Here is a 15,920-nt window from a genome sequence, read left to right as displayed (position 1 = left end):
ATTATAAAACCAAAATTCAAATCACTCAAATTCTAGTGATATATAGTTGTTTTAAAAAACATATAATTATACAATTTAATTAAAGAAGTATAATTATGAATTTTTAATATTCAAGGGGGATAATCAAATGGCTTCTAACATTAAAGAACAAGCAAAAAAATCATTTGAAGTTCGAGGTAAATCATATACATATTATGATTTAAAAAGTCTTGAAGAACAAGGTTTAACTAAAATTAGTAAGTTACCTTATTCTATTCGTGTTCTACTAGAATCAGTATTAAGACAAGAAGATGACTTTGTTATTACAGATGATCATATTAAAGCATTAGCCCATTTTGGTAAAGAAGGTAATGAAGGAGAAGTACCTTTCAAACCTTCTCGCGTAATCTTACAAGATTTTACAGGGGTGCCTGCGGTTGTCGACTTAGCTTCATTACGTAAAGCTATGAATGATGTAGGTGGAGATATTAATAAAATTAATCCAGAAGTACCGGTTGATTTAGTCATCGATCACTCTGTACAAGTAGATAGCTATGCAAACCCACGTGCGTTAGAACGCAATATGAAATTAGAATTTGAAAGAAACTATGAACGTTATCAATTTTTAAACTGGGCTACAAAAGCATTTAATAATTATAATGCTGTACCGCCTGCAACAGGTATCGTACACCAAGTTAACTTAGAATATTTAGCTAAGGTAGTTCATGTAAGAGACGTGGACGGTGAACAAACTGCTTTCCCAGATACACTTGTTGGTACAGATTCACATACTACTATGATAAATGGTATTGGTGTATTAGGCTGGGGTGTTGGTGGTATTGAAGCTGAAGCAGGTATGCTTGGTCAACCATCATATTTCCCAATTCCTGAAGTGATTGGAGTACGCTTAACTAATTCATTACCTCAAGGATCAACTGCCACTGACTTAGCATTACGAGTAACTCAAGAGCTACGTAAAAAAGGTGTAGTTGGTAAATTTATAGAATTCTTTGGTCCTGGTGTTGCCGATTTACCATTAGCTGATCGAGCGACTATTGCTAACATGGCGCCTGAATATGGTGCAACATGTGGTTTCTTCCCAGTTGATGAAGAGTCACTTAAATATATGAAATTAACTGGTCGCTCTGAAGAGCATGTTGAGTTAGTTAAAGCTTATTTACAACAAAACAATATGTTCTTTACATCAGATAAGGAAGATCCACAATATACAGATGTAATTAATTTAGATTTATCGACAGTTGAAGCTTCACTATCTGGTCCTAAACGTCCTCAAGATTTAATTTTCTTAAGTGATATGAAAAAAGAATTCGAAAAATCTGTAACAGCTCCTGCTGGAAATCAAGGTCATGGTTTGGATCAAAGCGAATTTGATAAATCAGCCCATATTCAATTTAACGATGGCTCTGAAACAACTATGAAAACAGGAGACATTGCAATTGCAGCGATTACTTCATGTACAAACACATCAAATCCTTACGTTATGTTAGGTGCTGGTTTAGTTGCGAAAAAAGCAGTTGAAAAAGGATTAAAAGTGCCTGAATATGTTAAAACATCACTAGCACCAGGTTCAAAAGTAGTGACAGGTTACTTACGTGATTCGGGATTACAAAAATATCTTGATGATTTAGGATTTAATCTAGTAGGTTATGGATGTACAACTTGTATTGGTAACTCTGGACCGCTATTGCCAGAAATTGAAAAAGCTATTGCTAAAGAAGATTTATTAGTTACTTCTGTATTATCTGGTAACCGTAACTTTGAAGGTCGAATTCATCCATTAGTAAAAGCGAACTATCTTGCTTCACCTCAATTAGTCGTTGCGTATGCTTTAGCTGGTACAGTTGATATTGATTTACAAAATGAACCACTTGGTAAAGCTAAAGATGGTCAAGATGTATACTTAAATGATATTTGGCCTTCAATTAAAGAAGTTGCTGATACAGTAGATAGTGTTGTAACACCTGAATTATTTAAAGAAGAATATAAAAATGTATACAACAATAATGAAATGTGGAATGAGATTGATGTTACTGACTCTCCATTATATGACTTCGATCCTAATTCAACATATATTCAAAATCCAACATTCTTCCAAGGTTTATCAAAAAAACCAGGTACCATTGAACCATTAAAAGATTTACGTGTAATGGGTAAATTTGGTGACTCAGTTACAACTGACCACATTTCTCCAGCAGGTGCTATTGGTAAAGATACACCAGCAGGTAAATACTTATTAAATCATGACGTACCTATTCGTGATTTTAACTCATATGGTTCTCGTCGTGGTAACCATGAAGTTATGGTGCGTGGTACATTTGCGAATATTAGAATTAAAAACCAATTAGCACCAGGTACAGAAGGTGGCTTTACAACATATTGGCCAACTGATGAAATTATGCCAATTTATGATGCTGCAATGAAATATAAAGAAGATGGCACTGGCTTAGCAGTATTAGCAGGCAACGATTATGGTATGGGATCTTCACGTGACTGGGCTGCTAAAGGTACTAATTTATTAGGCGTTAAAACTGTAATAGCACAAAGTTATGAACGTATTCACCGTTCTAACTTAGTTATGATGGGTGTATTACCATTACAATTTAAAGATGGAGAATCAGCTGATTCACTTGGTCTAAATGGTAGAGAAGAGATTTCTGTAGATATTAACGAAGATGTACAACCACATGATATTATTAAAGTTCATGCAAAAAAAGAAAGTGGAGAAGTGGTTGATTTTGATGTCATTGTTCGTTTCGATTCACAAGTTGAAATCGACTATTATCGTCACGGTGGCATTCTACAAATGGTATTAAGAAATAAACTTGCTCAATAATACAATTATTCGAAAAAATATTTAAAATTTGAATGTATTTTGAATCCTTAGATGGCAATCTCATCTAAGGATTTTTTCTTCATTTGTGTCATTGAGCTATTTCAATAGTAGAAGTAGTAAATGGGGAATTCTATAGCAAGTAACTTTTTTATGTTAATATTGAAAGTGAACTTAATTGGAAAGAGGTACATAAATATGATTTATAGTATGACTGAAATTGAAGCGAGATACCAAGAGACAGATAAAATGGGAGTAATTTATCATGGGAATTATGCTACATGGTTTGAAGTTGCTCGTACTGATTATATTCGTAAATTAGGTTTTAGTTATGCAGATATGGAAAAAGAAGGAATTATCTCACCCGTCGTGGATTTACAAGTTCAATATAAGAAATCCATTTTTTATCCTGAAAAAGTTAAAGTGAAAACATGGGTAGAACATTATTCAAGATTGCGTTCAACGTACTGTTATGAAGTATATAATGAAAAAGGTGAATTAGCTACTACAGGGTCCACGCAGCTATTATGTATTAAAGCAAGTGATTTCAGACCAATTCGTTTAGATCGTTATTTTCCAGAATGGCATCAGGTATATAGTAAAGTCGAAGCATTGAATAACGAAGGTAAGGAATTAGAAATCACACAACGCAGCGATTTGAATATATAAATATAAGACCATAAATATCTGTAAATATTAGATACTTATGGTCTTTTTTTAATTAGTTGTAGAATAAACAATTTCGTCTTCATGGTCTACTTTTTCAACTAGAACTTCATGATCTTCAAAATACCATAAGTCATCTTCTGAAACTACAATAATTAAATCATTATAGTTTTCATGATAACCTATCTCAACGTCATTGCTCGGTTCCACACGAAATGCTGGGCTAAAACCTTGTTTAAGTTGAAATTCTCCACCATACCTCACATAAAATTGTAAGACTTTATTCTCTTCAGGTAAATCTAATTCATTTTTAAACCATTCAACTGCTTCATCAGTCAATTTGATTTTCATTATATGACCCATCCTTTATATTAATTATTATTATATTTATAATGTAATAATTGCTTGAACTAAAACATATTGTTCTCACTATTAAACATGAACTGCTTATCATATTTAATTAATAGAACTAAATCCGAATCTTCACATTTGGTGCAAGAAACATCCATTTTACATCCATTTGATTTTTGGCTCTTCACCTTTAAAAATTCTAACAATATTAGAACGGTGTCTAAAAATTAAAATGATTGATACAAAAGCACTCATTCCAAATAATATGTAATCATGAATAACTAATGAACCTATCACACAGCTGATTGCCGCAATAATACTAGATAATGACACATACTTTGTTAAATATAAAATTCCAAAGAATATGACTGCTAAGATTAAAAGTAAGATTGGATTAACTCCTAACACAACTCCGGCACTTGTGGCTACAGCTTTACCCCCTTTAAATTTAAGATAAATAGGGTAAACATGACCAATTATTGCAAAAATACCGACAATTAATCCATGTGTGAAGAATGTACTAATTGGTCCATGCGCATGCACTGGGAGCCATAATGGGAAAAATACAGTAATGAATCCTTTAAATATATCTAAAAAAGTAACGATAAATCCAGCTGGTTTTCCTAAAACTCTAAAACTATTTGTGGCACCGGTATTACCGCTTCCAAATTCTCTAATATCTTTTTTAAAAAAAACTTTTCCTATAACATAACCATTTGGAATAGCTCCAATGAGATAGCTTAAAATCAACATGAGAACTATCATCATCATTTGTTTACACATCCCTTATATAATGTAGGTATATTTTATCACAAAGTATTCCTGACAACGATTAAAAATTGAAAAAACGTCTTATATATTAAGTTAAATACGTATCTTATATAACTCATACTTGCATTTTAATGCGTTTTATATAAGAATAACTATTGTAAAGTTAAAAAAACGAACGTACGTTTGTAGGAGGCGAACGCATTGGCAACAAAAATGACAAATCATTATTCAGATGATTCGATTCAAGTATTAGAAGGACTTGAAGCAGTTAGAAAACGTCCAGGAATGTATATTGGGTCGACTGATAAACGTGGATTACACCATTTAGTATATGAAATTGTCGATAACTCCGTCGATGAAGTTTTAAATGGTTATGGTAATGAAATTGATGTAACAATCAATGAAGATAATAGTATTTCAGTGGAAGATAATGGAAGAGGTATGCCAACTGGTATGCATGCGTCTGGTAAACCTACTGTAGAAGTTATTTTTACTGTATTACATGCTGGAGGTAAATTTGGACAAGGGGGATATAAAACTTCTGGAGGACTTCATGGTGTTGGTGCTTCCGTAGTTAATGCTTTAAGTGAATGGCTAGAAGTTGAAATTCATCGAGATGGACAAATTTATAAGCAATCTTTTAAAGACGGTGGTATTCCAACTTCTGGTTTAATGAAAGCGGGAAAAACTAAGAAAACAGGTACAAAAGTTACATTTAAACCAGACTCAAGTATTTTTAAAGCAACAACGTCATTTAATTTTGATACATTAAGTGAGCGCTTACAAGAATCTGCATTCTTATTAAAAAACTTAAAAATTACTTTGAAAGATCTACGTGATGGAAAAGAACGTGAAGATGTTTATCATTACGAAGAAGGTATTAAAGAATTTGTAAGTTATATCAATGAAGGTAAAGAAGTATTACATGATGTTACGACGTTTACAGGTGCTGCAAATGGAATCGAAGTAGATGTTGCTTTTCAATATAATGATCAATATTCTGAAAGTATATTAAGTTTTGTTAATAATGTACGTACAAAAGATGGCGGAACTCATGAAGTAGGATTTAAAACAGCAATGACACGCGTATTTAATGACTATGCACGTCGTATCAATGAACTTAAAGATAAAGATAAAAACTTAGATGGTAATGATATTAGAGAAGGATTAACAGCAGTGATTTCTGTACGTATTCCAGAAGAATTACTGCAATTTGAGGGACAAACTAAATCTAAGCTTGGTACATCTGAAGCGCGTAGTGCAGTAGATTCTGTTGTTTCTGAAAAATTACCTTATTACTTAGAGGAAAAAGGGCAATTATCTAAATCACTTGTGAAGAAAGCTATTAAAGCGCAACAGGCAAGAGAAGCGGCTCGTAAGGCACGGGAAGATGCACGTTCTGGTAAGAAAAACAAACGTAAAGATACATTATTATCAGGAAAGTTAACGCCTGCTCAAAGTAAGAATACTGAGAAAAATGAATTATATCTTGTCGAAGGTGATTCAGCAGGGGGATCAGCTAAACTTGGGAGAGACAGAAAATTCCAGGCTATTTTACCTTTACGAGGTAAAGTGATTAATACTGAAAAAGCAAAACTTGAAGATATTTTCAAAAATGAAGAAATCAATACAATTATTCATACCATTGGTGCTGGTGTTGGTAATGATTTTAAATTAGAAGATAGTAATTATAATAGAGTTATTATTATGACTGACGCTGATACAGATGGCGCCCATATTCAAGTGTTATTATTAACATTTTTCTTCAAATATATGAGACCTCTTGTTCAAGCAGGTCGTGTTTTTATTGCATTACCTCCGTTATATAAATTAGAAAAAGGTAAAGGGAAATCTAAAAAAGTAGAATATGCTTGGACAGATGATGAATTGGAAAAACTTCAAAAACAATTAGGTAAAGGTTTTATTTTACAACGCTATAAAGGTTTAGGTGAAATGAATCCTGAACAATTGTGGGAAACTACAATGAATCCTGAGACAAGAACGTTGATTAGAGTTCAAATCGATGATGAAGTACGTTCTTCTAAACGTGTAACAACATTAATGGGAGATAAAGTTGCACCAAGACGTGAATGGATTGAAAATCATGTTGAATTTGGCATGCAAGAAGATCAAAGTATTTTAGATAATACAGAAGTTCAAATACTAGATACTGAAGAAGATGATGAGGAGGAAGTCAATTGAGTGAGATAATTCAAGACCTATCACTTGAAGATGTTATTGGCGATCGCTTTGGAAGATATAGTAAATATATTATTCAAGAACGTGCGTTACCAGATGTGCGTGATGGTTTAAAACCTGTACAACGTAGAATTTTATTTGCTATGTATAGCAGTGGCAATACGTATGATAAAAATTTCCGTAAAAGTGCGAAAACAGTTGGGGATGTTATTGGTCAATATCATCCACATGGTGATTCTTCAGTTTATGATGCAATGGTACGTTTAAGCCAAGATTGGAAGTTGCGTCATGTATTAATCGAAATGCATGGAAATAATGGTAGTATTGATAATGATCCACCTGCTGCGATGCGTTATACAGAAGCGAAATTAAGTCAACTTTCTGAAGAGTTGGTTCGTGACATTAATAAAGAAACAGTGTCCTTTGTACCAAACTATGATGACACAACACTTGAACCTATGGTGTTACCAGCAAGATTTCCAAATTTACTAGTAAACGGTTCGACTGGTATTTCGGCAGGATATGCTACTGATATTCCTCCACATAATTTAGATGAAGTAATTCAAGCAACATTAAAATATATTGATCATCCTAATATTTCAGTAAATCAATTAATGAAATATATTAAAGGTCCTGATTTTCCAACGGGCGGTATTATTCAAGGCATTGATGGTATAAAGAAAGCCTATGAAACAGGAAAAGGAAAAATTGTTGTTCGTTCAAAAGTAGAGGAAGAAGCGTTAAGAAATGGACGTAAACAATTAATTGTGACAGAAATTCCTTATGAAGTGAATAAAAATTCACTTGTGAAACGTATTGATGAGCTTCGTGCTGATAAAAAAGTAGATGGTATTATTGAAGTACGTGATGAAACAGATCGTACAGGTTTAAGAATTGCTATTGAATTAAAAAAAGATGTTAATTCAGAGTCTATTAAAAACTATTTATATAAAAACTCTGATTTACAAATTACTTATAATTTCAATATGGTCGCTATTAGTGATGGACGTCCAAAATTAATGGGTCTACGTGAAATTATTGACAGCTATTTAAACCATCAAATTGAAGTTGTAGCTAATCGTACAAAATATGACTTAAATCATGCTGAAAAGCGTATGCATATTGTAGAAGGTCTTATGAAAGCTTTATCTATATTAGATGAAGTGATCGCGCTAATTCGTCATTCTAAAAATAAAAAAGATGCAAAAGATAATTTAGTAAAAGAATTTGACTTTACTGAAGCACAAGCAGAAGCCATTGTAATGCTTCAATTATATCGTTTAACTAATACTGATATTGTTGCACTTGAAGAAGAACATGAAGAATTACAAACATTAATAGAAGAGTACCGAAATATTCTTGATAATCATGACGCATTATTAAATGTTATTAAAAAAGAGCTTACAGAGATTCGAAAACGTTTTAAAACATCACGTTTATCTTCAATTGAAGCGGAAATATCAGAAATTAAAATTGATAAAGAAGTTATTGTACCAAGTGAAGAAGTTGTTTTAAGTATGACTAGACATGGATATATAAAACGTACGTCTACACGTAGCTTTAATGCAAGTGGTGTGACAGAAGTAGGTTTAAAAGAGGGAGATAGTTTACTCAAATACCAAACTGTAAATACTCAAGATACAGCTTTAGTATTTACGAATAAAGGAAGATATCTCTTTATTCCAATTCATAAAATTGCAGATGTGCGATGGAAAGAGTTAGGTCAGCATGTATCGCAAATTGTGTCTTTAGAAGAAAACGAGAGAATTATAGATGTATTTAACGAAAAAACATTTGATGGTAAAGCTTTTTATATTATTGCAACTCGTAATGGCATGATTAAAAAAAGTAATCAATCATTATTTAAAACCACGCGATTTAATAAGCCACTCATTGCAACAAAGTTAAAAAATGAAGATGAAGTGGTAAATGTACTTCGCATAACTCAAGAACAAATGATTACTGTTATTACACATAAAGGCATGTCATTAACGTATTCTACAGAAGAACTTTCAGATACAGGATTAAGAGCGGCTGGTGTGAAATCTATCAATTTAAAAGATGAAGATTACGTTATTATGACTGATACTGTTGATAAGAATAATTCAATCATTATGGCTACGCAAAGAGGAGCAATAAAACGTATTGCTAAAGATATCTTACAAGATGCCAAACGCGCACAAAGAGGTATTACACTTTTAAAAGAATTGAAAAAAAATCCTCATCGTATTGTAGCTGCACATGTTGTCAGAGATGAAACATACTATACACTTTATTCAGATAAACATGCTGAAACAGGTGAAATTTCTCGTATTCATCTTTCTGAACAATATACAAATGGTTCATTTGTGGTTGATACAAATGAATTTGGAAATGTAAAATCAATGATAATAAATTAATATGATTTTAAAATTTTTGTTTTCAAGTAATTCATAAGATGATAAAATTAATTTAATATTTAATTATTTATAACTCACAAGAGATTTATATTGTTGGTAAGTATATCAAAGTGATTACATGAGAAATATGTACATTTTGATCTTTAATACTACAATATAAATCTCTTGTAATGTATATCATAACAATAATTTTGATGAGAGGGATTTAATTGAGAGATTTTGATAGTTTAATACCTGATTGGTTTAAATCCGTCGTCCAAGTTGGAAATGATTTAATCTGGTCACAGTATTTAATAGGTTTACTATTGACAGTAGGTATCTTCTTTACTATTAGTTCTAAATTTGTTCAGCTACGAATGCTACCTGAAATGTTTAAGGCATTAGTCGAAAAACCAGAAACTCTGAAAAATGGAGAGAAAGGTATTTCACCTTTTCAAGCATTTGCTATTAGTGCAGGTTCTCGTGTTGGAACAGGAAATATTGCTGGTGTAGCAACAGCGATTGTGTTAGGTGGCCCTGGGGCAGTTTTTTGGATGTGGATTATCGCATTTATCGGAGCTGCGAGTGCATTTGTAGAAGCAACACTTGCACAAGTTTACAAAGTTCATGATAAAGATGGTGGCTTCCGAGGAGGTCCAGCTTATTACATAACCAAAGGTTTAAATCAAAAATGGCTTGGTATTACATTTGCTGTGTTAATTACTGTTACATTTGCATTTGTATTTAACACAGTTCAATCGAATACTATTGCTGAATCTTTAAGAACCCAATATCATATTAGTCCAGTCATTACTGGTATTATTTTGGCTGTCATTACAGCAATCATTATCTTCGGCGGTGTACGTAGTATTGCAACGTTATCATCTTTAATTGTTCCAATAATGGCTATCGTTTATGTTGGTATTGTTTTAGTTATCTTACTAATGAATTTTGATCAAATTATTCCAATGATTGGTACAATTATTAAAAGTGCATTCGGAATGGAACAAGTCGCAGGTGGCGCAGTAGGTACAGCGATTTTACAAGGTGTAAAACGTGGCTTATTCTCTAACGAAGCAGGTATGGGTTCAGCCCCCAATGCGGCTGCTACTGCTGCTGTACCACATCCAGTAAAACAGGGATTACTTCAATCTTTAGGTGTCTTCTTCGATACAATGCTTGTTTGTACAGCAACAGCTATTATGATTTTACTTTACTCAGGCTTAAAATTTGGTGAAAAAGCGCCACAAGGTGTAGAAGTTACACAATCTGCATTGAATGAACATCTTGGTTCTCCGGGCGGTATTTTCTTAACTGTCGCGATTACTCTATTTGCATTTTCTTCTGTAGTTGGTAATTACTATTACGGACAATCTAATATAGAATTTCTATCTAAAAACAAAGCAATTTTATTTATTTTTAGATGCTTAGTTGTTGTATTAGTATTTACAGGAGCAGTTGTTAAAACTGAAACCGTATGGAGTACAGCGGACTTATTTATGGGATTAATGGCCATTGTAAACCTTGTTTCCATTATAGGTCTTTCAAATATTGCATTTGCTGTTATGAAAGATTACATTCAACAAAAACGTGCTGGTTTAAAACCTGTATTTAAACCAGAAAACCTTGAGATTAATTTATTTGGTATTGAATCTTGGGGACGTGAAGATAAAATATCTAAAAAACATTAATAATTTAAATCAACACTTCTTTTCTCCATCTTTTAGAGTAATGCGAGAAAGAAGTGTTTTTTAAAAGGACGACTTTTCAAATATAATGTTTAACTATATAATTTTAATAGTAAAAAAAGGATGATAATGATGAGTAAATATCATATTTCAAAAATTTTAAATAATAACGTCATCATATGCATCAATAGTAATCAAGAAGTTATTTTAATTGGTAAAGGTATTGGTTTTAATAAAAAGCCTGGAATGGTCGTAAATGATAATGCTTCTATTGAGAAAGTGTATAAATTAGATCAAAAACAACAACAAGAGTATTACAAATCTCTAGTTGAAATAGCTGATGAAGAGGTCTTACAAGCAATTATTGAATCAGTTAACTATATTACAAGTACAATCTATATGAACGATGATAAACAACTAGTTATTGCCTTAACCGATCATATTATTTTTGCATATAAACGCTTAAAACAAAATCAAATAATTAGTAATCCCTTTGCAATGGAAACTAAACATTTATATAGTGAGGCGTATGATATTGCCACACAAGTTATACAGAGATTAAATGAAAAATTAGATGTCACATTTCCTGAGGATGAAATAGGTTTTATAGCATTGCATATTGCGTCAAATAAAGAAGATTTACCTATGAGTGAAATATCTTTAATTAATAAAATGATAAGTAAATGTGTATTAATTATCGAAAATGATATAGGGTATCCTGTAAATCCTCGAACGGTCCAATATCAACGATTTATTAGACATATTCAATTTCTAATTCGTCGTTTAAATAAAAAGGAATATGTTCATGCACAAGATGAATTTATCAATATGGTCAAAACATATTACCCTAATTGTTACAGTACAGCATATAAGATTTCTAAAGTTATTCAAAAAAATCTAGATATTGATGTAGATGATTCAGAAATTGTTTATTTAGCTTTGCATATTTATCATTTTCAATCTCAAAATAACACACAAAATGAATAAGCTACATGGTATGATATAATATAGATTATTTTATTTTAGATTAAAAGGTACGGTGAAAATGATATGTCAATGGACCACAATAAAGTTGAAGGAAAGAAAGCTAATAAGCTAAGCTTTTCTGAAACACGCTTTATGAAGTTTCTAGGTGGTAAAGATTTATTATTTGCGCTAGTTTCATTAGTATTACTTGGTATTACTATATTCATCTTTGACAAAATTTCTTATGTTTTTCAGCCTTTTGTCATTATCTTTAATACTATTGCAGCGCCAATTATTTTATCGCTTATTTTGTATTATTTGTTAAATCCAGTGATTAATTTGATGGAACGGTATAATATTCCAAGATTATTAGCAATTGCAATAGTCTTTCTAGTGATTATTGGAGGAGCAACATTAATTATCGATTTATTAATTCCTGTGATTGGTGATCAAATTAAACAACTTGCAAATAACTTCCCAAAATATATTGAAAAATTTAATAGAGCTATTGATAAAGTGACACATATGTCTATTTTATCTTCATTTTATAATCAAATTCAGGACTGGCTTGATTCTACTTCTAAAAAGATTCCATCGTTAACGTCAGATTATTTTAGTGGATTTGGAACTAAAATTAGAACATTTGCAGAAGCTGTTGTGAATGTTGGTGTTGTGATTGCGACTACTCCATTTGTATTATTCTTTATGTTGAAAGATGGAACTAAATTTAGAGATTATACAACTAAAATTGTGCCGCCTAAATTTAGAAAAGACTATCATGATTTATTAGAAAAAATGAGTGTACAGGTCGGCTCATATATTCAAGGCCAAATTATCGTATCATTTTGTATTGGTATTTTATTGTTTATTGGTTATTCTATTATTGGTTTAGATTATGGATTAGTTCTAGCTTCAATTGCTGCAGTAACGAGCGTAGTCCCATACTTAGGACCAACAATTGCAATTTCTCCGGCAATTATTATTGCGATTATTACTTCACCATTTATGTTATTAAAATTGATTATTGTGTGGACGTTGGTTCAATTTATTGAAGGTCATTTTATTTCTCCTAATATTATGGGAAAAACGTTAAAAATTCATCCGCTAACAATTATCTTTATTTTATTAAGTGCGGGTAATTTGTTAGGTATTGTAGGAGTTATTTTAGGTATTCCTGGCTACGCTATTTTAAAAGTATTAGTTTCTCATATCTTCTTATTATTTAAACGTCGTTACAATAAATACTATGGTGACGATGCAGGTCAATATGAGATTAAAAAAGAAGAACATAAAAATTACACAGAAGCAGAATAAATCACTATATTAAAAAGCCTGAGACATAATGAGTTGTCTCGGGCTTTTTAATATAGTGATAGTCATCGTTGTAAAGTAGAGCGATGAATTCTCCTCCACTACCTTTTATCTTACAATTATGTTAGTTCAATAGTCTAAAGATATATACCTAGAATATGATATGATATATTTTATATTAATATAATGTAAAGGATAATAATGAATAATGACTGAAGAACATAAAAATAGACTGATATCTATATTAAAAGTGGTATTTGCTGTCACACTTTTTATTGTAGTAGTTGCTACTTTATATCATGAATTGTCACATATTAACTTCAAACAAACATTAGAAGCATTTAGTAAAATCAATCGATGGTTTTTAATTGGTTTATTTATATGTGGTGGCGCATCAATGCTACTTTTAAGTTTATATGATGTCATTCTTGTTAAAACTTTAAAGTTGAGTATACCACTGAACAAAGTATTTCGTTTGAGTTATATTATTAATGCATTTAATGCTATTGTTGGATTTGGTGGATTTATAGGCGCAGGATTTAGAACATTTATTTATAAAAATTATACTTCTGATAGAAAAAGATTACTTCACGCTATTTCAATCATATTAGTTTCAATGTTAACTGGTTTAAGCTTCTTATCTATTTTAGTCGTACTTCATATTTTCGATGCTTCTCATATTCTTGATAAAGTACGTTTTGTAAAATGGGTATTGTACGTAGTCGCTTTATTTTTACCTATTTTTATAGTGTATACAGTCGTTAAACCGGTTACTGAACATAATAAATTGGTAGGAATATATTGCACGCTTGTTTCAAGTATTGAATGGATAGCCGCTGCTGTTGTACTTTACTTGTCGGCATGGATTATTGATATTCATGTAGCTTTTACAACATTACTTGGTATTTTTATTATTGCTGCATTATCTGGACTAATTAGTTTTATTCCAGGTGGATTTGGAGCATTTGATTTAGTTGTTTTATTAGGACTAAAATCCTTAGATATTCCTGAAGAAAAAATATTGATTGCCTTACTGTTATATCGTTTTGCTTATTATTTTGTACCTGTTATTATTGCTTTAATTCTATCTACGTTTGAATTTGGCAATTCTGCGCGTAAGTACTTTGAAGAGTCTAAATATTTTGTACCCGCTAAAGATATTACCTCATTCATACTGTCTTATCAAAAAGATATTATTTCAAAAATCCCAGCATTTGCTTTATCTATTCTCGCACTATTAACAAGTTTTATTTTCTTTATTAATAATGTGACGATTGTGTATGATGGATTATATGATGCAGATCATTTTATTTACTATATCATGTTGTCTATTCATACAAGTGCATGTTTAATATTACTTGTTAATGTAAGGGGAATATATAAGCAAAGTAAGAGAGCAATTATTTATTCAATGATTTCACTTGTTTTAATATTTCTTGCAACGTTATATACGTATGCTTCTATCATGTTACTTACATGGCTCATCATTATTTTTATCTTACTTATTTTAGCTTATCGACGTGCGAAAGTATTTAAACGTCCATTTAGATTAAAAAACTTAATATTTACCTTAGTCATTAGTGTGATTGTTTTATATATTAATTATTTCATTATTTCTGAAACCTTATATGCTTTAGATTTATATCACTTGGAAATGGATACGTCATTATTAAAATATTATTTCTGGTTAACTGTGGTAGTTGTTATATTATTAATTGTTGGTATTGCATGGTTATTTGGTCGTCGCTTTGAACGCCCACATCAATTCCAAGAATTTTCTCAATGTAAATCAATTATAGAAACATATGGAGGGAATTATTTAAGTCATTTGATATATAGTGGTGATAAAGATGTATTTATGCATGACAGTGAACAAGCCTTTCTTATGTATAGATATAAATCAAATGCGCTGGTCGTATTGGGAGATCCAATTGGAAATACAGCATCATTCCAATCATTGTTGGATGATTTCTATAGTTATGCTGAAAAGTTAGGTTATGATGTCATTTTCTATCAAGTATCTGATCGTTTTATGCCGTTGTATCATAATTTTGGAAATCAATTTTTTAAATTAGGCGAAGAGGCTATTATTGATTTAACACAATTTACTACTTCTGGAAAAAAACGACGTGGTTTTAGAGCAACACTGAATAAATTTAATGATTTAAATATTAAATTTGAAATTATAGAACCACCATTTTCTAAAGCGTTTATAGAAGAGCTTAGAAAAGTAAGTGATAAGTGGCTCGATGGACGTACTGAAATGCATTTTTCTGTTGGTCAATTTACAGAACAGTACTTAGATAAAGCGCCAATTGGAATTATGAAAAATGAAGAAGGTAAGATTATTGCTTTTTGTACATTAATGCCAACATACTATAACGAAGCAATTTCAGTAGATTTAATTCGTTGGTTACCTGAATTAGATTTACCTCTAATGGATGGATTATATCTACATATGTTATTATGGGGTAAAGAAAAAGGGTATAAAGCTTTTAACATGGGTATGGCTACCTTATCAAATGTAGGTCAACTCGATTATTCTTATTTACGAGAACGTATTGCGGGACGTGTGTTTGAACATTTTAATGGTTTATATCGTTTTCAGGGGTTACGAAGATATAAAGAAAAATATAGTCCTCAGTGGGAACCGCGATTTTTGGTATATAGAAAAGATAGTTCTCTATGGTACAGTATGTTAAAAGTAATGCGAGTGATTAGACATAAATAAAAAAGATATCCGAAATTGTTTTCGGATAT

General features: G+C 31.3%; 10 protein-coding genes. 8 read left to right on the top strand and 2 right to left on the bottom strand.

Annotation, left to right across the window (positions count from 1 at the left end; genetic code table 11):
- Positions 1-127 precede the first annotated feature (127 nt).
- Both acnA and menI read left to right on the top strand, forming a co-directional pair.
- Complete coding sequence (gene acnA / locus BDW25_RS01560; RefSeq protein ID WP_002449723.1) at positions 128-2,833, top strand: aconitate hydratase AcnA; 2,706 nt, start codon at positions 128-130, stop codon at positions 2,831-2,833.
- 195 nt (positions 2,834-3,028) lie between these two features.
- Positions 3,029-3,499 carry a 1,4-dihydroxy-2-naphthoyl-CoA hydrolase MenI gene (gene menI / locus BDW25_RS01555; RefSeq protein ID WP_002449842.1) on the top strand — a complete coding sequence of 157 codons (471 nt, stop codon included), beginning with the start codon at positions 3,029-3,031 and terminating at the stop codon, positions 3,497-3,499.
- Positions 3,500-3,547: 48 nt separating this feature from the next.
- Here menI and BDW25_RS01550 read toward each other — a convergent pair whose 3' ends face one another.
- Together BDW25_RS01550 and plsY are read right to left on the bottom strand one after the other, a co-directional pair.
- The gene (locus BDW25_RS01550; protein WP_002449780.1) at positions 3,548-3,847 is read right to left on the bottom strand and encodes a HesB/YadR/YfhF family protein; all 300 of its coding nucleotides are present in this window, start codon (positions 3,845-3,847) and stop codon (positions 3,548-3,550) included.
- Positions 3,848-4,006: 159 nt separating this feature from the next.
- The gene (gene plsY, locus BDW25_RS01545; RefSeq protein WP_002455372.1) at positions 4,007-4,615 is read right to left on the bottom strand and encodes a glycerol-3-phosphate 1-O-acyltransferase PlsY; all 609 of its coding nucleotides are present in this window, start codon (positions 4,613-4,615) and stop codon (positions 4,007-4,009) included.
- 216 nt (positions 4,616-4,831) lie between these two features.
- Between plsY and parE the strand changes: the two genes are divergently transcribed.
- The 6 genes from parE to mprF all read left to right on the top strand — a co-directional run bounded on the left by parE (position 4,832) and on the right by mprF (position 15,891).
- Positions 4,832-6,820: a DNA topoisomerase IV subunit B gene (gene parE / locus BDW25_RS01540; protein WP_002455371.1), complete on the top strand. Its 1,989-nt coding sequence runs from the start codon at positions 4,832-4,834 to the stop codon at positions 6,818-6,820.
- The gene (parC, locus tag BDW25_RS01535) at positions 6,817-9,216 is read left to right on the top strand and encodes a DNA topoisomerase IV subunit A (protein WP_133944703.1); all 2,400 of its coding nucleotides are present in this window, start codon (positions 6,817-6,819) and stop codon (positions 9,214-9,216) included. Before parE ends, parC begins: the two co-directional genes overlap by 4 nt.
- 209 nt (positions 9,217-9,425) lie before the next feature.
- Positions 9,426-10,886 carry a glutamine transporter AlsT gene (gene alsT / locus BDW25_RS01530; protein ID WP_049430890.1) on the top strand — a complete coding sequence of 487 codons (1,461 nt, stop codon included), beginning with the start codon at positions 9,426-9,428 and terminating at the stop codon, positions 10,884-10,886.
- A gap of 129 nt (positions 10,887-11,015) precedes the next feature.
- On the top strand, positions 11,016-11,870 hold the full coding sequence (gene glcT, locus BDW25_RS01525; RefSeq protein ID WP_065581259.1) for a glucose PTS transporter transcription antiterminator GlcT: 855 nt from the start codon (positions 11,016-11,018) through the stop codon (positions 11,868-11,870).
- Between the two features lie 63 nt (positions 11,871-11,933).
- Positions 11,934-13,163: an AI-2E family transporter gene (locus tag BDW25_RS01520; RefSeq protein WP_002449703.1), complete on the top strand. Its 1,230-nt coding sequence runs from the start codon at positions 11,934-11,936 to the stop codon at positions 13,161-13,163.
- Positions 13,164-13,368: 205 nt separating this feature from the next.
- Positions 13,369-15,891 (top strand): bifunctional lysylphosphatidylglycerol flippase/synthetase MprF, encoded by a 2,523-nt coding sequence (mprF, locus tag BDW25_RS01515; RefSeq protein ID WP_133944701.1) that lies wholly within the window; start codon positions 13,369-13,371, stop codon positions 15,889-15,891.
- The last annotated feature ends 29 nt before the right edge of the window (positions 15,892-15,920 follow it).

The organism is Staphylococcus sp. AtDRG32, from assembly GCF_004365845.1.
Classification (GTDB): domain Bacteria; phylum Bacillota; class Bacilli; order Staphylococcales; family Staphylococcaceae; genus Staphylococcus; species Staphylococcus hominis.
Note: the sequence above shows the minus strand (reverse complement) of the source record. Positions and strands in the feature narration are given on the sequence as shown.

Coding starts and splice junctions, on each gene's coding strand:
- acnA (WP_002449723.1), top strand. CDS start 128: ATGGCTTCTAACATTAAAGAACAAGCAAAAAAATCATTTGAAGTTCGA.
- mprF (WP_133944701.1), top strand. CDS start 13,369: ATGACTGAAGAACATAAAAATAGACTGATATCTATATTAAAAGTGGTA.
- menI (WP_002449842.1), top strand. CDS start 3,029: ATGATTTATAGTATGACTGAAATTGAAGCGAGATACCAAGAGACAGAT.
- plsY (WP_002455372.1), bottom strand. CDS start 4,615: ATGATGATAGTTCTCATGTTGATTTTAAGCTATCTCATTGGAGCTATT.
- BDW25_RS01520 (WP_002449703.1), top strand. CDS start 11,934: ATGTCAATGGACCACAATAAAGTTGAAGGAAAGAAAGCTAATAAGCTA.
- glcT (WP_065581259.1), top strand. CDS start 11,016: ATGAGTAAATATCATATTTCAAAAATTTTAAATAATAACGTCATCATA.
- parE (WP_002455371.1), top strand. CDS start 4,832: ATGACAAATCATTATTCAGATGATTCGATTCAAGTATTAGAAGGACTT.
- BDW25_RS01550 (WP_002449780.1), bottom strand. CDS start 3,847: ATGAAAATCAAATTGACTGATGAAGCAGTTGAATGGTTTAAAAATGAA.